Origin of the sequence: Borrelia maritima, from assembly GCF_008931845.1 — a bacterium.
Taxonomy (GTDB): Bacteria; Spirochaetota; Spirochaetia; order Borreliales; family Borreliaceae; genus Borreliella; species Borreliella maritima.
Genome location: NZ_CP044535.1, coordinates 166,985 through 185,769 on the forward strand (window position 1 = coordinate 166,985; position 18,785 = coordinate 185,769).

At 29.0% G+C, this 18,785-nt stretch carries 17 protein-coding genes; 5 read left to right on the top strand and 12 right to left on the bottom strand.

Annotated features, from left to right (window positions below):
- Positions 1-104 precede the first annotated feature (104 nt).
- Positions 105-1,628: a 4-alpha-glucanotransferase gene (gene malQ, locus DB723_RS00800; RefSeq protein ID WP_151551430.1), complete on the bottom strand. Its 1,524-nt coding sequence runs from the start codon at positions 1,626-1,628 to the stop codon at positions 105-107.
- Positions 1,629-1,768: 140 nt separating this feature from the next.
- Here malQ and DB723_RS00805 point away from each other — a divergent pair, with 140 nt between their 5' ends.
- A complete protein-coding gene (locus DB723_RS00805; protein ID WP_188093254.1) occupies positions 1,769-2,938 on the top strand; it encodes an OmpA family protein in 1,170 nt (389 codons plus the stop codon).
- A gap of 11 nt (positions 2,939-2,949) precedes the next feature.
- Here DB723_RS00805 and DB723_RS00810 read toward each other — a convergent pair whose 3' ends face one another.
- Positions 2,950-3,327, bottom strand: coding sequence for a TraR/DksA family transcriptional regulator (locus DB723_RS00810; RefSeq protein WP_151551431.1), 378 nt, complete (start codon positions 3,325-3,327; stop codon positions 2,950-2,952).
- 165 nt (positions 3,328-3,492) lie between these two features.
- On the opposite strand from DB723_RS00810, the gene infA reads away from it, so the two are divergent.
- Complete coding sequence (infA, locus tag DB723_RS00815; RefSeq protein WP_002556767.1) at positions 3,493-3,714, top strand: translation initiation factor IF-1; 222 nt, start codon at positions 3,493-3,495, stop codon at positions 3,712-3,714.
- 48 nt (positions 3,715-3,762) lie between these two features.
- Here infA and DB723_RS00820 read toward each other — a convergent pair whose 3' ends face one another.
- From DB723_RS00820 to mnmE, 10 genes are read right to left on the bottom strand one after another with little or no spacing between them, the layout of a single operon-like run.
- Positions 3,763-5,769 carry an SH3 domain-containing protein gene (locus DB723_RS00820; RefSeq protein ID WP_151552904.1) on the bottom strand — a complete coding sequence of 669 codons (2,007 nt, stop codon included), beginning with the start codon at positions 5,767-5,769 and terminating at the stop codon, positions 3,763-3,765.
- Entirely contained in the window at positions 5,763-6,350 is a 588-nt protein-coding gene (locus DB723_RS00825; RefSeq protein ID WP_151551433.1) for a tetratricopeptide repeat protein, read from the bottom strand. The genes DB723_RS00820 and DB723_RS00825 overlap by 7 nt, the downstream gene beginning before the upstream one ends.
- Positions 6,332-7,318, bottom strand: coding sequence for a VWA domain-containing protein (locus DB723_RS00830; protein WP_188093255.1), 987 nt, complete (start codon positions 7,316-7,318; stop codon positions 6,332-6,334). The genes DB723_RS00825 and DB723_RS00830 overlap by 19 nt, the downstream gene beginning before the upstream one ends.
- Positions 7,315-8,316, bottom strand: coding sequence for a vWA domain-containing protein (locus tag DB723_RS00835; RefSeq protein ID WP_151551436.1), 1,002 nt, complete (start codon positions 8,314-8,316; stop codon positions 7,315-7,317). Before DB723_RS00835 ends, DB723_RS00830 begins: the two co-directional genes overlap by 4 nt.
- Positions 8,303-9,205 (bottom strand): hypothetical protein, encoded by a 903-nt coding sequence (locus tag DB723_RS00840; protein WP_151551438.1) that lies wholly within the window; start codon positions 9,203-9,205, stop codon positions 8,303-8,305. Before DB723_RS00840 ends, DB723_RS00835 begins: the two co-directional genes overlap by 14 nt.
- A gap of 3 nt (positions 9,206-9,208) precedes the next feature.
- Positions 9,209-10,084 (bottom strand): DUF58 domain-containing protein, encoded by an 876-nt coding sequence (locus DB723_RS00845; protein ID WP_151551439.1) that lies wholly within the window; start codon positions 10,082-10,084, stop codon positions 9,209-9,211.
- Positions 10,085-10,098: 14 nt separating this feature from the next.
- On the bottom strand, positions 10,099-11,091 hold the full coding sequence (locus DB723_RS00850) for an AAA family ATPase (protein ID WP_151551441.1): 993 nt from the start codon (positions 11,089-11,091) through the stop codon (positions 10,099-10,101).
- Positions 11,092-11,150: 59 nt separating this feature from the next.
- Positions 11,151-11,777, bottom strand: a complete 627-nt coding sequence (gene rsmG, locus DB723_RS00855) for a 16S rRNA (guanine(527)-N(7))-methyltransferase RsmG (protein ID WP_151551442.1) — start codon at positions 11,775-11,777, stop codon at positions 11,151-11,153.
- Positions 11,774-13,639, bottom strand: a complete 1,866-nt coding sequence (mnmG, locus tag DB723_RS00860) for a tRNA uridine-5-carboxymethylaminomethyl(34) synthesis enzyme MnmG (protein WP_151551443.1) — start codon at positions 13,637-13,639, stop codon at positions 11,774-11,776. The genes rsmG and mnmG overlap by 4 nt, the downstream gene beginning before the upstream one ends.
- A 2-nt stretch (positions 13,640-13,641) precedes the next feature.
- Positions 13,642-15,036: a tRNA uridine-5-carboxymethylaminomethyl(34) synthesis GTPase MnmE gene (gene mnmE, locus DB723_RS00865; RefSeq protein ID WP_151551445.1), complete on the bottom strand. Its 1,395-nt coding sequence runs from the start codon at positions 15,034-15,036 to the stop codon at positions 13,642-13,644.
- Between the two features lie 82 nt (positions 15,037-15,118).
- Between mnmE and DB723_RS00870 the strand changes: the two genes are divergently transcribed.
- Genes DB723_RS00870 through DB723_RS00880 form a run of 3 tightly spaced genes read left to right on the top strand, consistent with a single transcriptional unit; the run spans position 15,119 to position 18,785 of the window.
- Entirely contained in the window at positions 15,119-15,613 is a 495-nt protein-coding gene (locus DB723_RS00870; RefSeq protein WP_151551446.1) for a flagellar protein FlbF, read from the top strand.
- Between the two features lie 11 nt (positions 15,614-15,624).
- Complete coding sequence (flgK, locus tag DB723_RS00875; protein WP_151551448.1) at positions 15,625-17,508, top strand: flagellar hook-associated protein FlgK; 1,884 nt, start codon at positions 15,625-15,627, stop codon at positions 17,506-17,508.
- Between the two features lie 2 nt (positions 17,509-17,510).
- A complete protein-coding gene (locus DB723_RS00880) occupies positions 17,511-18,785 on the top strand; it encodes a flagellar hook-associated protein 3 (RefSeq protein WP_151551449.1) in 1,275 nt (424 codons plus the stop codon).

Here is an 18,785-nt window from a genome sequence, read left to right on the forward strand (position 1 = left end):
TATTAAATAACAATGACTTTTATTTGATCAATTGGATCTAAATTATCTCAATTAAATTAAATTAAAAATATTAAAATTTTATCAAAAATTTACTCTTAAAATTTTTAAGCTCTACCATAAAGCCTTGTAATAAAACTTATATTTTTGCTCAAAGTGGTATCTAAATCACTTTCTAATAATCTAAAAATCCAATTATCTAAAGTGCTTTTTGGAATATTTGCCCTAAATTCATCTCCTCCTAAACTAATATAATCTTGCATTGGTACTATCACATTATCAGAAACACTGCTCATCGCACTTCTTATCATGTCCCAAACAACAAAATCTTTATTTGTATTTAAATAATCAAAAATATACTTTTTATGCAAATCATCTAAAGAATCAACAAATTCTCGTATTGTATTGTTGTCATCAATCCCTGTGTAAACTATACAATTTTTAACATAATTATGGGGAAGATTCTGATTACCCGAATCAAAATCAAAGGCAAGCTTAATTATTCTCATTCCCGGAAAATTAAAAAAATCTCTTAGCCTTGAAACATCTTCAGGATCGTTTTGAAAATCTTCAACCCAAATTTTTAAATCTTTAATTTCATTTAAAATAAAATTAAAAAAATCTCGTCCGGGTGACTTTACCCACAACCCGTTAAAAGCATGAGTCTCACCGGCACTAACTTCCCAAGTAGAAACAAAACCTCTGAAATGATCAATTTTAATTATATCTACATACTTTCTTAAAGCCCTGATCCTTTTTATCCACCATTCATACTTAACTTTCTTTAAAACATTCCAGCTATAAGCTGGACTATCCCAAGCTTGATATTGTTCTGCAAAATAATCTGGAGAAATTCCTGAAACCTTATCTTTACTTGCATCAAATCTCAACTTAAAATATTTTTGATGTGCCCAAACATCAGCAGAATCATATGCTATAAAAAGAGGTAAACCCACAACTAGCTCAATTCCCTTATCATTTGCATATCGTTTTAAAGCTTGAAACTGTGAAAAAAAGAAATATTGCAATACCTCTTGCACTTTAATCTCTTTTGAAAGGATGCTTCTCAATTTAAATAAGTCTTTTTCATTTCTTTTAAGGATTCCTCTATCAAAAAGAACATTAAAAGCATCCTTTGGTTCTTTTAAAAAATATTCTTTAAATGCAACAAAACTTGCAAAATCTAAAAGCCAATAAGAAGCCTTTTTTTTAAATTTTTCAAACCTTCTAATCTCATCAACCGAAGCTCTATTAATAAAATTTAAAGCAGCTTCTTTAAGAAATTTATCTTTAAGACTTACTTTTTTTAAATTAGAATACCTAGTTTCATTTTCCTTTAAAAGATTTAAATCTGAATCTATAAATTTGCCAAGAGCTTCTAAATCAATATAATAAACATTGCCAGCAAAAGCCGAAAAAATTGAATAAGGAGGAGATCTTGTAAAATCAATAGGGGAATAAGCAAACATTTCCCAATAACTTTGAGAAGATGCAAACAAAAAATCTACAAATTTATAAGCCCCCTTACCTAAATCTCCAATACCATATTTAGATGGCAAAGAGCTTATGTTAAGCAAAACACCGCTTTTTCTTTTTAGATTTAAATTAATTCTTATTTTTTCATATTTCATATAAAACCTCTATTAATTAATAATTTAAATAAATATTCACCGTGTTATAAATTATAATCAATATCAGATAAGAACAAAATATTAAATAGCAATTTTAATAAAAATTTAAAAATTAAATGATTTTATGATAAAATCTATTAATGAATACCAAAGCAACCATGTTATTGTTGCTATTATTTTTAGTTAAAAACTTAGCTTTGTCTTCTGAAGTTTTTGAATTCAAATACATTAAAGGGGCAAAGTTTAGACTAGAAGGCATAGATAATCAGAAAATATATTTCAACGGTCATTACAATTCAAGCTCTACAACCAATATTCAAATTTCAACTGAAATAAAAGACATAAAAGAAAAATTTGCAAACATTAAAGCTTTTTTTAGAATCTTAAAAAGAGAAAATATTAATGAACCTTACCTATTGAATGAAGAGTTCGAAGAAATCTTTAGTGTAAATAAGCAAGGAGAATATATAATAGGAACAAATCAAAAAAGACCTTCTGTTAGAGGCATTCCAAGGTTTCCGAAAACACCTATCAAATTAAATGAAAAATGGACATACCCTGCAGAAGAATATATAGAAGCTTCAAAAATAGACAAAAACTTAAAAGATTTCGTTGTAAAATTTAATGTTAGCTATGAATACAAAGGCAAAGAAGAACACAACGGCAAACATTACCACATAATTCTTTCAAATTATAAATCACAATACAATATAAAAAATATCTCTTTCTCTCAAGAAGTAGTCCAAAAAATTTATTTTGACAATGAAATTGGTAATACATATAAATATAGCGATAAATATATATTTGAAATAAAACAAAACAATAATCAACATTATAAAATGATTGGGAATTCCCTTGGCAAAATCATTTCAATTGAACTTCCAAATGATAATTTCATTGAAACTGAAGTTGAAAATTACATCAAAGAAAAAAAAATAAACGCTATTGACGTTGAAAAAAATAATAAAGGTATTAATTTAAGCTTTGATATTGAATTTTATCCTGACTCATTCCAAATACTACAAAAAGAATATAAAAAACTTGATCTTATAGCTAAACTTCTTGAAAAATTTAAAAAAAATAACCTTCTAATAGAAGGACATACTGAACAATTTGGGTCGAAAGAAGAGATGCACGAGCTTTCTGAAAAAAGAGCTCGTACAATTGGGAATTATTTGATAAAAATGAAAGTAAAAAACAAAGACCAAATACTGTTTAAAGGATGGGGATCTCAAAAACCAAAATATCTCAAATCGTCCCCACTAGCAGCTAAAAATAGACGAGTAGAAATTACAATATTAAATAACTAACTTAAGATGTATCATCTTTTGCTCTTTTTTTCTTTTTTTGTCTGACAACTAATACATAAAAAAGCATAAGGAATCGCTAAAAGTCTCTCTCTAGAGATCTCTTTTTCACAAGCCAAGCACTTACCATAAGAATTTTGAGAAATTCTATAAAGAGCTTGATTTATCAAATTCAACTTTCTCTTTTCAACAAAACCTAATGCTTCAAGATTGTTTCCATCCATATTATCAAAAGCAATATCAACAACATCCTTTGGATACATATCATTATTAATGATTTCCTTTTTGCTATTTTCTACAGACTTAATAGAATCCAATATCTCTTTTTTTTCGGCTAAAAGAAATTTTTTTATTTCTTCAATAAACTCATCCTCAGAACTAGCTTTTTGCATGATACCTCCCTATAAATTACATTTTTAAAAAACTTCGTGTAATTATATACACAATTTCTTATAATGTAAACAAAAAATAATGCTTTTATTTTTAAAAAGAACAATTGAAATGATATGTTTAATCATGTAAAATTTATCCTATTAGAGAAAAATGTGGAGGTTGTCTTGAATATTAAAGAAGAAGCTATTGAAACTGAAGGAATTGTGAAAGAATCTCTTCCAAATACCATGTTTAGAGTAGAACTTAAAAACAAGCACATTGTACTTGCTCATCTATCTGGCAAGATGCGAAAACATTTCATAAAAATAGTTCCTGGCGATAAAGTAAAAGTTGAACTATCTCCTTATGACCTTACAAAAGGCAGAATAGTTTATAGGGAAAAATAAAATTAAACACTTTAAAAAAATTTTCAGAACATTGTAAATATTTATTTTCTAGATCAAATCATCTTTTAAAGACACAACAAAATTCTTGTGAATCCAGCCTTGAAGTCCGTAACTTGTTTCAATAAGAACAAAATCATCTTTGCTGTCAAGAATATAAACGCTTGCGTTGCCTTTTAAAAATCTCCAACTTCTTGAAAAGTTGTCAGGAACTTTATAAAGAGAGACTAAATCGCCTTTAATTATTCCCACCTCGAATTGTTGCTTAGAATAAAAATAATATGTCTCAAATATAGTAAAACAAACCGCAGAAAAAAGTAAAAATACAATTATTTTTTTTAAATTTTTTGCCAAAAATCTATAAGAAATAGATACGACTAAAAAATTTATCAAAAATAAGCTAATAATAAAAAAAATATTAGAGAAGATAAAACTATTATTACGAACATTGTCTGTAACTCCATTTTTAGCTTCAATTAAATCAATAACTTTATAAGAAATTTCATTATTTGGAGAAGCCAAAAATGCCTTATAGGCTGAATAAATAGCTTCAAAATCTCTATCCATTTTACTTAAAATAAGAGCTCTATTTAGCCAAAGCCCTGAATAATTTGGATATTTTTTAAGAATATTGTCAATTTTGATAAGTGCAGCATCATAATTTTTGGTATTATAATTTTCAACCAAATCATTTATATTTTTTTCTGAAAGTAAACCATCATTTATAGCATTTAAACTAATACCAACAGCCAATATTAAAATAATAAGTCCAAAACTTGATGCTGCAAAAAATTTTTTATAACTAATTAAAATGGCTAAAGACAATAAAAATCCTGGAATTACAAGCAAATAATAGTATGAAACAAAAAATAAAAAAGTTTTATTTTTGTAATTCAAAATATCAGCATAAGATAATAGTTTAAAATCAGAATCTGCATTACTTTGTACTCTATTTATACTGTTAAGCTCGCCTGAATATTCGTACTTCAATTTTTTCCCTTTAAGAGTATAAACTATTCCGTTATCGGGATTTAAATAATTAAAGTCACTAATATTTAAAAATACACTACCTTTAGTATCAGGCTTAATTGTATAAACTTGAGAAATACTGCCCTTGTATCCACTTTTAGAAGGCTTAAAACTATAATTTTTCTTTTTATTAAGAATTTTAGAATTATAAGTTTCAATCTCTGGAAAATAAAAGTGTGGAAAATTCCCTTGACCTGTAATTTTTATTAAAATAGTAAATATATCTTGCTTAATTGTCGAATAAGTCGGAGTCTCATAATCGATTCTAAAAGTTCCCACTGCTAAAGATTTAACCTCTTGGGGAATCGGTTTAACTTTTAACAAAAGCTCAGGGGTTTTCCTAACAAGGCTAGAATTAATATTAAAAGAAAAACTGGGAATCAAAACATTTTTTGAGTCCTTAAGAGGGGTTAATACAAAATTATAAAAAGGTACATCTAAAATCTCTTTATTATGAAAAGTTCTATATTTAATATCTCCAAATATAGGCATCTTTTCAACCATTGCGTCTTTAATAGCGGGCAAAGATCCAGACATTTCATTAGAATTACCATCTGAAAGCCAATTTGAACGCAAAACAAGCCCAATGCTTTGATATTCATAAACCTCTCTTTTGTCAAGATCCCAATATAAATCAACTGGCAAACCAAAAGAATTTATTTCATCAGATCTTAGCACACTAACTTCAACCTCTGAAGATAAATAGAAATCACCTTTATAAATTACTTTTAATGGGGGAATCTTAATAAACCCCAAACTCTCAAAAAGATATTCAACTTTAATCTCAATAAAAGGGAAATTATTATTATCCGTCGCCCTAGATATTGATAAAACATTAGAATTGGATTGAACTTCTTTATTTATTTCAACTTTTAGCAAACTTATGTCGATATCTTGCAAAGGATTGTTAAGCCTTATGATTTGAATAAATTTGTCACCACTTAAAACTTTAATATTTTTAACAAAATCAATACCCGTAAGCGAATAAAGTCTTGCAATTGAAAAAAAATAAATAAAAAATATTACCAATCTTCTCTTGGAACAGCTAGGCCTTCGTCTATTTTTCTCAACCATACAACCCTCTCAAGATTTTCAATATACCTTAAAAAATTTTCATTGCTCTCAACAAAATTTTTACTTTTTTCTACACTCAAAGAATTCAAACTATCGCGCACTGTTCGTTTTTTTATTATTGCAAGTTCAAGATTATATTTAGCATTATAACTGCTAGGATTAATTTTTAAAGCCTCTTTAAAAGCCATCTCAGCCTTATGATAAAGTCCTTGATTATAATATATTATCCCCTCGTTATAATTGACATTAAAATTTAAAAAAATATCATTGGTCTTCTTTGCATAAGAAAATATTCTAAGAGAACTCTCATATTCACCCAAAGAATAGTATACAACTCCAAGATTGTAATATCCCCAAGCAGAATATTTTTTATCCTCTACAAGATTGTAATAATTTGAAATTGCATTTTGATAATTTCCCCGAACATATTCATAATTGCCAATAGCCATTAAAGACATGGACTTAACATTTGAACAAGACAAAAAACCTAAACATAAAAAGCAAATATATAAAAATGCTAAAAAGTCTCGTCCCACTTTATCATCCTGACAAATAAATACATAAAAATAAACAAAAGAGAAATAACCAAAAAAATTCTATACCTTAATACATCAACAAGTATAATATCATTTGACGTTCTTCTTATTATACCATTTCTTATATCATTAACAACAAAGTTAATCCCTTTTAAATACAAGTTATAATATGATCCTTTAAGTGAAGATGATAGAAGAAGTAAATTTTCTTCATTTATTGTGGTTTTAACAAAATTTCCATTTTTATCTTTAATACTGAAGCCTTGATCAAATAAAAAAGGATTGCTGCTACCAATTCCAACCACAAAACTTTCTAACTTTAAATTATTGACAAATTTAGAAAACCTATAATAATTATTTTCTCCCCAATCATCACCATCTGTTAAAATAACTAAAAAATTATAATAAGAATCATCCTGTAAGCTAGAAATTACATTAAAAACAGCATCCCCTAAAAAACTCCCGGGTGAGCTTATTAAATCGGGCTCTATATAATTTAACATCTTATTTAAACTGTTTTTGTCCTTAGAAAAAGGTAAAACCAATATAGACTTACCTTTAAAAATAGTAAGAGAATATTCTGCATTTTCAAAATTGTTTAAAATTAAGCTAATAATGTTTTTAGCGCTCTCAAGCCTATTAATAATCTTCCCTTCATCTACACTTAACATACTACGCGAAATATCAAAAATAAAAGAAATCCTCAATTTACTTCTCTCATCCTCAACAGCTCTTTGCCCCCAAGAAATATCTAAAATGGATAAAATTAAAAAAATCAAACTAAAAATAAAAAATATTGTCATAAGAATCTTTTTAATGCAGTAATTTTGAATATAGGAATTGTTCCCATACATAAAGCTTAAGGTTTTAAAAAACGGAATATTTCTTTTAAAATCAAGCAAACACACAAAAAAAATCCACAATAAAATTAAAAAAAAGTATAAAGCACTATAATTATTTATGCTCATAGCACCTCTTTTAAGAAGATTTTTGAAAAAATAAAATAAATAAATAATAAGCAAAACGCTAAAACTAAAAATTCTTTATAAATGTCTTTATTATCCACAGCTATTTTAATTTTTCTCTCCAAGTTTTCCTTTTTTGAAAAATCTTGAATTGCAAATTGAAAAGAAAAATCATCATTAACTGAATAAAAAAGCCCCCCTGTTTTATTCGAAATCTCAGCAAGCATACTAGGATCATAAACTTCTTTCAGACTTCCTTGATAAAATTTTCCAGATCTTAATTTAAACTCAACACTAAATTCTTCAGAACTACCAATACCAATAGAATAAATCTTAACATTCAAACCTTGAGCAAGATTAATAACTTGATCTTTATAAATCTCATCTGAATTAACAACTCCATCTGTTAAAACCACTATTGATTTTTTAAGAGCTTCAGAATGCTTTAAATGAGACAAAGCAATAGAAATGCCCAATCCTAAAGCAGACCCATTGCCAAGATCCATAATATAAATATCATCTAACTTTTTATTAAAAAAATCCCTATCTGTTGTTATAGGTACTACTATTGAAGCGTCTTTTGCAAAAGCTACCAAACCAATATTATCATTTTCGCGTTGAGAAATAAAACGCCTAATCAATTCCTTTGAAAACTCAAGTCTATTCTTAGAAGAAAACTCAACAGCCCCCATACTAGGTGAAATATCAAGAACAATGACAATGTCAGCACCAGCACTAAGATGTATCATCTTCTTTTTTGAAACTGAAGGACCTGCTAAAGCAAAAACCATAACCATTGCAGCCAAATATAAAAAAGAATAAGTAAAAAAATACATCAAATTTAGTCTATAATCCTTAAGCTTTAAAGAATTAAAATTGCCATAAAGCGATATTGGAAACTTTATTTTACCGCCTCTATTTTTAAAAAAATGATTAAAATAAATTATTAAAGGAAAAATTATCAACAAAAACAAATACAAGGGCTCATTAAATGTTAGCATTAGCACCCCTATTAAATTCTTCAAAATTTGATGCTGCAGTTCTTAAATCTTCTAAAACAAATGGCAAGCTATCAAATAATAAATCAACCCCACTAAATTTACTAAAATCAGAAAGCCTTAATGTATTAATAAAAGCTGAACGAATCTCATAAGGAACCTTAAGATCTTGCAAAATTACAGAAATTTCTGTTGTAGTAATAGCATTAAAATCTAAACCTGTTTTTTTAGATAAATAAACTCTTAAAGAAGAATTTATTAAATTATAAAATGCACTTTGATCACCACCTTGTCTAGCATACTTAGATAAAATAACAAACTGTTTCTGCAATATTTTATAAGGCTTTCTAAGTCCATGCTTAACTATTAGGTAAATTAAAAGGCGATTTAAAAACTTTAAAAGCTTAATAAACAAATAAGGAATCAAAAATAAAACAAGAATAAATAAAAACAAATAGGTACTTGTTCCGGGGACAAATAAAACGCCTTCTATATTTTTAATCTTAAAATCAGAATTATTAGATACCAGTTTATCAGTATTAATTTTTATATTCTTTAAAACAACCTTGTTTTTCTTACCATTTTTATTAATTACATCCCCAATATAAATAGAAGGAAGAGAACTACTTCCAATATAAAAAGAAACAAAATTAACTATTATTTCATTTGTTACACTATTATAACTAATCGAATTTACTTCAACAAATTCATCTTTAACTTCTTTAAAATCTACAGGGAAAAACTCTTCATCATCATTTAAAATTAATGAAACTTTAAAATCGACAGAATCACCTACATAATAACGAGTTGGCATAAATATTTCATTCTTTATTTCATAAGAATGTAAAAATAAGGAGAAAAAAAGAAAAAGATTTGAAATAATTTTCTTCAAAGTCTATTGTCCCTTTTTAAGAAGAATTTTAAGTTTTTTAAAAACATCTTCTTTAGTATCAATCTCAATAAAACTAATATTTTTTTTAATACACTCTTTTTTCCATTTTATTTTATCAAGAGTCCAATAGTTTTTATAACCATTTAACGTCAACTTGCTAAACCCTGAAACTAAAAAATTCTCTCCAGTTTCAATATCTTCACAAATCAAAGTTCCAATTTTGGGAAAATTTTCATCAAAAAAATCTGAAATTCTTATAGCAACAACATTATGTCTCTTGCTCAAAACATTTAAAGATTTAAAATAATCATTTGCCTTAAAATCAGAAATAATAACAACCAAAGATCTTTTTTTATAATATTCTGCCGTATTTTTAAAAATATAAGCTAAGCTGCTACCTGGTTTAAGACTTCTATTAATCGTTTCACTTAATATTAATCCTAAATGTAAATGACCTTTGCCCGAAGGTATAAACTTGTCCATTCCGCTTGAAAAAAAAGTAACTCCTATTTTATCATTATTAAAAAATGCCATGTGCGCAAAAATAGAAACCAACAAATCCTGAACATCCTTTTTGTTAACCTTATCTCCCAAGCTCATAGAAAGCGAATTATCAACAAGAAGATGAAGATTCATTCCTCTATCTTCTTTGAAAACTTTTGAAAAAATACTATCCGCTTTTGAGCTCACATTCCAATCAATAAATCTAGCATCATCAGAGTCCTCATACGGTCTAAATTCATAAAATTCAAGACCAAGTCCCTTAAAAATTGAACGATAACCACCAAAATTAAGCTCTGAAAGCATTTTCCTTGAAAAGAACTTTAAAGCTTTTATCTTAGTTTTAGTACTGCTACTTATCTCCCTATCTTGCATCATTTCAAAATTATTCCCTAAGGAAGCGCTACAGCAGAAAGAAGCATTCTGATAATATCGTCAATACTCATTTCTTCCACCTCTGCCTCATAAGATGGCGTAATTCTATGCCTTAACACACTGTAAGCTACAGCTTTGACATCTTCTGGTAAAACAAATATTCTCCCCTCATAAAGAGCATTAACACGAGCACACTTTAATAAACTAAGAGAAGCCCTGGGAGATGCACCAAATTCAATATATTTGGCAAAGGGATAAGTTTTCTTATCTCTTTCACGAGATGCTGAGATTAAAGTAACAATATAAAGCATTATTTTGTCATCAACTTTTACTCTGCCAACCGTTCTCTTAATATCAGCCAACGAATAAGCATTCATTACCTTTGCAACTTTAATATTTTCAAGACGTCCATCCACTGAAAATATTTTCAAAAGTTTTACTTCATCCTGCACTGATGGATAATTAACATTGACTTTTAATAAAAATCTATCAAGTTGAGATTCTGGTAAATTATAAGTCCCCTCTTGCTCTATTGGATTTTGAGTAGCAAGAACAAAAAATGGATCTGGAAGTCTATGGGTTTCATCTCCAAGAGTTACTTGTCTTTCTCCCATAGCCTCAAGAAGAGCAGCCTGAACTTTTGCAGGAGCTCTATTTATTTCATCTGCTAAAATAATATTCGAAAATACTGGACCTTTTCTAACCTTAAAAGTTCCTGTAGCACTTTTATAAACCATATTGCCAGTAAGATCAGATGGCAAAAGATCTGGGGTAAACTGTATGCGCTTAAACTCAAGATCAAGAACATCAGACACAGTTTGAATTGCAAGAGTCTTGGCAAGACCTGGAACCCCTTCAAGCAAAACATGCCCTTCTGTTAAAAGCCCCATCAAAATAGCATCTATCATTTCTTTTTGACCAAGAACTCTGCTTGCAACCTCTCTTCTAAACTTATTTATCAAATGTAATGCATTCTCTACTTCTGAATCTATCTGAAAACCACTCTTCATAATACTCCTAGTCAAAATCCCTTTAAAATATAAATTAAGCTTAAATGATCATAATATTATTATCTGTACAACAAAACCAAATTTCTATCTACGCTTAATTTTGAATTTAAAGACTTCACCTCTATTTTACTAAACAAATCTTTAATTTGATTAATTTCGAAACTAATTCTATCAAATTTGCCCTTATACGCCATAATCAATCCCCCACTTTTTAAAAGATTCTTTAAAACTAAAGCGTATTCATTTAGGCTCCTAAAAGCTCTAATCGTAATAAATTCATACTTCTTTTTTTCCTTTTCAATCTCATATTCTAAAATTTTTACATTTTCTAAATCAAGTTCTAACTTTATCATTTCCAAAAAAGTAGATTTTTTTTTACTTCTCTCTAAAAGATAATATTTTCTATAAGTATCAAAAATAGCCAAAACAATACCTGGAAATCCAGCGCCACTTCCAACATCAAGAATTTCAGAAGGATTAATATCTTGAATAGTAGGTAATCCTAAAAGAGAATCCATGACGTGTAGATTAAGTATAGAATTAAAATTGCTATTACTATTGGAAATTAAATTAAATCTGTTATTTAAAAGTAAAAGTCTCTTTATGTATAAATTTATTTTCTCAAGATCCTTATAAGTAAAGTGAAAATTACGTTCTGACAAAACAGATTCAATATCACTTATCATACAGAAAAATTTATAACTACCTTATTTTTAGGATTTGAAAAATATATTAACAAAACAGTAATATCTGTATTTCTTATTCCAGGAATTCGACTTGCTTGAGCAAGAGTAGCTGGTTGAATCTTAGAGAATTTTTCTCGAGCTTCTCTTGAAAGGCCTTCAATAATCTCGTAATTAAAATCAAATGGAAGCTTAACAAGTTCCAAATTATTAAGTTTTTTAATCAAATCTTTTTGTCTATTAATATAACCTTCATATTTAACATCTAATTCAACTTGCTCTAAAATTATTTTTGAATCACTTAAACTTGGATCAATTTTTATCAGATTATCTAAACTAATAGAAGGATCTTTTAAAATATGGTAAAAATCTTTACTAATATGCTTTTTTAATTGTTCGTCAGGAACATCTTTTAAACTAAGACGCCTTTTCCTTAAAAGCTCCTTTATCTCTTCAACTCTCCTCTCCTTAAAAAGATATTTTGAATATCTCTCCTCATCAACAAGCCCAAGATCATATCCAATCTTAATCAAACGCTTATCACTAGTATCGTGTCTTAAATTAAGCCTGTGCTCAGCCCTAGAAGTAAACATTCTATAAGGCTCTTTAGTGCCTTTAGTAACAAGATCGTCAATAAGAACTCCAATATAAGAACTAGTTCTTGTTAAAATCATTGGCTTTTTATTTTGAAGCCTAAGAGCAGCATTAATTCCGGCCATTAAGCCTTGAGCTGCTGCTTCTTCATAACCTGAAGAACCGTTGGTCTGACCTGCTATAAAAAGTCCTTTAACTCTTTTGCTCTCAAGATTTGGATAAAGCTCGATTGGATTTATATAATCATACTCAACAGCATACCCAGGCCTTGTAATAACAGCATGCTCAAGACCTTCAATACTGTTAATCAATTTTTGCTGAATATTTTCAGGCAAAGAAGAACTAAGACCATTAAGATACATTTCTTCAGTATTAAAACCTTCAGGCTCAATAAAAATTTGATGCCTATCTTTATCTTTAAATTTTACTATTTTATCTTCAATAGAAGGACAATATCTTGGGCCATTGCCTACAATCTCACCAGAATAAAGAGGTGACAAATGCATATTCTCACTAATTATTTCATGAGTTTTTTTGTTGGTATAAGTCACGTAACATGAAAGTTGAGATTTGTCTAACTTGCCATTTGAAAAAGAAAAGGGAATAATGTCTGAATCTCCAAATTGAACCTCAGTCTTTGAAAAGTCAACACTTTTTTTATGAATTCTTGCTGGAGTACCCGTTTTAAGCCTACCCATTTCAAATCCAAGGCCAAGTAAAGTTTTATCAAGCCCATAAGCAGAAAATTCAGCAAGTCTACCCATATTAGCTCTATACTCGCCAATAAATATTTTACCTCTAAGAAAAGTACCTGTTGTAAGCACCACAACGCTTGATCTAAACTTATTACCTCTCTCTGTAACAACACCTTCAATCTCATTTCTCATAGAATTAAGAAGAAAATCAACAACTGTATCTTGAAAAAGATCAAGATTATCTTGACGCTCTAAAGTTTCTTTAGCCTTAGTTTGGTACATTAATTTATCAGCTTGAGCACGCGGAGCTTGAACCGCAGGACCACGACTTTTGTTTAAAACCCTAAACTGAATCATGCTAAAGTCAATAATACGACCCATTTCGCCGCCAAGAGCATCAATTTCTCTAACCATATTGCCCTTAGCAAGTCCACCAATAGCAGGATTACAAGAAAGCTTACCGATTGTATCTAAATTTTGAGTAATCATTAAAGTTTTAAAACTTAATCTTGAAAGAGCAAGAGCAGCTTCAATCCCTGCATGCCCTCCTCCAATAACAATTGCATCAAAATCCATATTTATTTCCCCAAACAAAAATTCTTAAACATATTGTCAAGAACATCTTCACTACTAACTTCTCCTGTTATCTCTCCCAAACAATTAATAACTTCATAAGCATCAAATGACAACATATCATAACTTACTTGGCGATCAATTTTGCTCAATAAATCCAAAATCAAAGAATAAGCTTTCTCTAAAAGTTGCATTTGCCGTTTTGATGATATTATTATATCATCAAAACCAATTTCTACTCTCTCATAAGAGATTAATGTCTTTATTTTGTCATAAAGAATATCTATCCCTTCCAAATTTTTAGTACTAATCATTATTAAATTTGAAGAATTCAATACATTTAAACGAACAAATTCCTCAGTAGATTTATTTATCTTTAAATCTATCTTATTTAAAACAAACAATATTTTACTATTAGATTTATTTGAATCAATAAATAAGAAATCATCTTTTGTTAAATTTGAACTAACATCGATCACATAAATTACTAAAGATGCTTCTTTTATTAAAGAATTGCTTTTCTCAATTCCCAATCTCTCAACAAAATTGTCAGCATCTCTAAGTCCTGCTGTATCAAAAAGATTAAATAAAATGCCATCAAGCTCAAAACTTGCTTCAATATAATCTCTTGTAGTCCCAGGATATGAAGAAACAATTGATCTATCTTTTTTGAGAAACAAATTAAATAGCGAAGACTTCCCAGCATTAACAGACCCTGCTAAAACCAAAGTAACACCGTGATCAATTTTTTCATAAACCTTATAAGAATTAATTAATTTTTGAAGCTCGGTCTTGCTACTTAAAATTAAATCAAAAGGAATATTAACCTCATGCTCATCAACTTCATAATCAAGATAAACACTAACAGCTGAGAGAAAATTTAAAATACATTTTTTTATTGTGTCTATTTTAGCAAATAAAGCTCCAGAAAGTTTATTAACTGCAAGAGAATAAGTTTTATTGGTCTTGGCAAAAATAATCTCATGAATCGCTTCTGCCTTTGTAAGATCAATTTTTTTAGCAAGAAATGCACGTAAAGTAAATTCGCCAGGCTCAGCCATTCTAAACCCACTTTTTAAAAACAAATCTATAATCTTTTTAATCCCAATCAAAGAACCGTGTGCTATAACTTCAACAGCATCTTGACCAGTAAAGCTCTTTGGTGCTCTATATAAACACACAACAACTTCATCTACCTTACAATTATTCTCATTATCTAATATATAACCGTAATGAATCGTATTCCCGGATGCTGAATTAAGAGCTGTATGATTTGAAAAGATTTTAGAAAATTTAGAAATAGAAGAAATACCACTGCTACGAATCACACATAAAGCACTACTTAAAAAAGGGGTTGCAAGAGCTACAATGTCATCATCTCTCTCAAAAAGCTTACTCATACTTTAATGTATTATAACATAATTAAAAGACAGAATTGATTTGTAAATATATTTATAATAGCTTATAATTAATTTTATAAAAATGAAAACAAAACTTGAAATTGAACTAAAAGAAGTTTTAGAAAAAGAAATTCTCTTAGTAGAAGAAATATATAGATTATACTTGAAAATAAAAGAAACTATTGAAAATAAAAATGAAGTAGAACTTAAAGAGATTGCAACCAAAACAAAAATATCACTTGAAAGTTTTAAAGAAATTGAAAGCAAAAGAGACGAAATTTGGAAAAAATTTACCAAAAATGAAAACTTTGGGTCAACTTACGAAGCTGTAGAAAAATTGACTACAATTTACAAAAAAGAAATATACGAATACCTACACAAATTAAAAATTGGAATACTTAATATCAAAAATTTAAACTACATAATACAAAACTATGTAAATACATCCCTTGATATGTTAGCAATAATATTTCAAGATATTCAAGAAAGTGTAGAAAATGTAACTTACAAAAACCCTTACGGGCCAAAGCTTGGACGCTTAAACGAAGCTTCCATTTTAATAAATAAAAAACTTTAAAGGAGTTTAGAGTGGATTCAACATTCTCGGGAATAGAAATTGGCAAAAGAAGTTTATTTGCACACAAAGATGCTATGAATACAGTTGGTCACAATTTATCCAATGCTACAAAGCCTGGGTATTCAAGGCAAAGAGTAACAATGAAAACCGAAATTCCTCTTTATGCTCCGCAATTAAACAGAGCTAAAAAGCAAGGACAATTGGGCCAAGGAATTGTGGTTCAATCTATAGACAGAGTAAAAGATGAACTACTTAACACAAGAATCATTGAAGAATCACACCGACTAGGATATTGGACTTCACAAGACAAGTTCATATCAATGTTAGAAGATGTTTATAACGAACCCGAAGATCAATCAATAAGAAAAAGATTAAATGATTTTTGGGAAAGTTGGCACGATTTGGCAAATCAACCACAAGGTTTAGCAGAAAGAAAAATAATTCTAGAAAGGGGTAAATCTTTTTGTGAATCAATAAGAAGTAGATTCCATTCGCTTGAAAGAATTTACATAATGGCAAACGATGAAATAAAAATTACAACTGATGAGGCAAACAATTACATTAGAAATATTGCAAATCTTAATAAACAAATTTCAAAATCTCAAGCAATGAAAGACAATCCAAATGACTTAATGGATGCAAGAGATTTAATGGTCGAAAAATTGGGCAATTTAATAAGCATATCAATTGAAAACAAACAAGATCCCAATGAATTTCTAATTCACTCAGAAGGAAGACACCTTGTACAAGGTTCAATTGCTAATGAATTTAAACTAGAAGCTACAAACGGACCTACCAGGACTAGATGGAACATTCTATGGGCAAATAATGACAAAGTTCACCTTAAAACGGGAAAACTGGGATCTTTGCTTGACATAAGAGATGAAGAGGTTAAAAATGAAATCAATGAAATAAATAATATGGCTGCCAACATTATAGAGATTGTTAACGAAATACACGAAACAGGATATGGAATGGACAAAAAAAATGGAAGGGGCTTTTTTGCTCAAGAACTAAAGCTAACCGATGATCGAGGCCGGTATGATACTAACGGAAAAGGCCAATTTGATTCTGTTCATATTTTCAAAATTAATAGCACAAACGAAATATTCCCAGAAGAAAAATTGGGATTTTACGGAACTCTTAAATTTGAGGCTACAAATAGCAATGAAATTATAGAAATACCTTACAATGCTCCAGACACAGTTCAAGATGTTATAAATAAAATAAACAATTCCAACGCACAAGTTACAGCAAGAATTAACTCAGAAGGCAAGCTTGAAATCAAAGCAGTTAAAGAACAAGAAGATGAGAACATAACATTTAGAATAAAATATATAGAAGATTCTGGATTATTCCTAACAAAATATACAGGAATATTAAATGCATCTGGACCTGAAGGGGCTTATGATTATAGAAATGTTAACACAACAGACAAGTTAACGCCTAGCTCCAATTATTCGATAACGCCTCTAAAAAATCCTGCAGCATGGATAAAAGTTGCAGACACAATAGACTTAGATCCTTCAAAAATAACAGCGGGAATTAAAAATCCAACAAATGAAGTATCTACTGGAGATAACCAAGCAGCGCTGAGAATCTCCTCTTTTGGAAATTATCAGATCATGATCGGTAAAAATTTAACACTAAATGATTACTTTGCAAATACAGCATCGAATATTGCAATAAAAGGGCAAATATCAGAAATTACAAAAGAAAGCCAATCTCAAATATTAAAAGATTTAACAGATCTAAGAATGTCTATTTCTGGGGTAAATAAAGATGAAGAACTTGCAAACATGATAGAATTTCAACAAGCATTTATTGCAGCAAGTAAATTTATCGCTGTTTCTACCGAATTAATAGACACAGTAATAAATAAAATGGGAGTATAAGTATGATAAATAGAGTAAGCCATCCATTAACATATGAAAATTTTAAAACCTCTGTAGCAGATCAAGAGTCTAAAATTACAAAGCTTTTAGAAAACTTATACAAAGGCGGAAAAAGGATTGTTAAACTAAGAAACGATCCAACGGGAGTTACTCACGCAATAAGACTAGATAACGACATATTCAAGCTGAATGTATACATAAAAAATATTGGCATTTCTAAAAGCAAACTAAGGTATACAGAAGGTTACTTACAATCTCTTACAAATATTTTAACAAGGGCTAAAGAAATTGCCATTCAAGGAGCAAGCGGAACTTACGAAGCAGATGACAAAAAAATGATATCCAAAGAAGTAAATGCGCTACTAGAAGATGCTATTGCAATAGCAAACGCTAAAGGGCCTGATGGATACAGCATATTCTCAGGAACCAAAATTGATAGCGAAGCATTTAAAGTAACCAGAGAAAACAAAATAAGTAAAATAAGCAAAGACGGTGAAGGTCCCCAAATAATCAAAGTGGAATACAACGGAAACCAAGCTGAAAAGGAAACAGAAGTATACAATGAAATACATATATCAAATAATTATCCTGGAAATAAAATATTTTTCTTGCAAAATCAAAATATTATCTCATCAACAAACACTACTGGGTTTACTGTAAAAGAAAATACAAAAATTTATATTGACAATGTTGAAATAGGACTAACAGCAGGAGATACTGCTCTTGACATTGTTGCAAAAATTAATGAATCCTCAGCACCTGTTGAAGCAAGTATTGATCCAGTTTTAAACTCATTATCTATTAAAACTACAACCCCACACCAAATTTGGATAACAGAAGCAAAAGAATCAAATGTTTTACAAACACTTGGAATACTTACTAAAAACAATGACACCAAATTGCCTCCTTACAACCTTTCTAGCAGCACAGAAGTTAGAGGTAGGTCTATTTTCGATGCACTTATTGAACTTAGAGACACTCTTTACAACAATAAAGAAGAGCTTGTTGGAAGTAGAAGTCTGGCAGAAATTGATGAGAGCTTAAAAAGATTACTTACATCGGTTGCAGATCTTGGAGCAAAGGAAAATAGACTTGATAGAAGCTATGAAAGAATAAGCAAAGAAACCGCAGACATGAAAGAAGACATGGTCCAATACACCGATCTTGACGTAACAAAAGCAATAACTAATTTAAATATGACAAGCCTAGCTTATCAAGTATCTTTAGGAATCTCTGCTAAAATAATGCAAACAACTTTATTAGATTTTATAAAATAG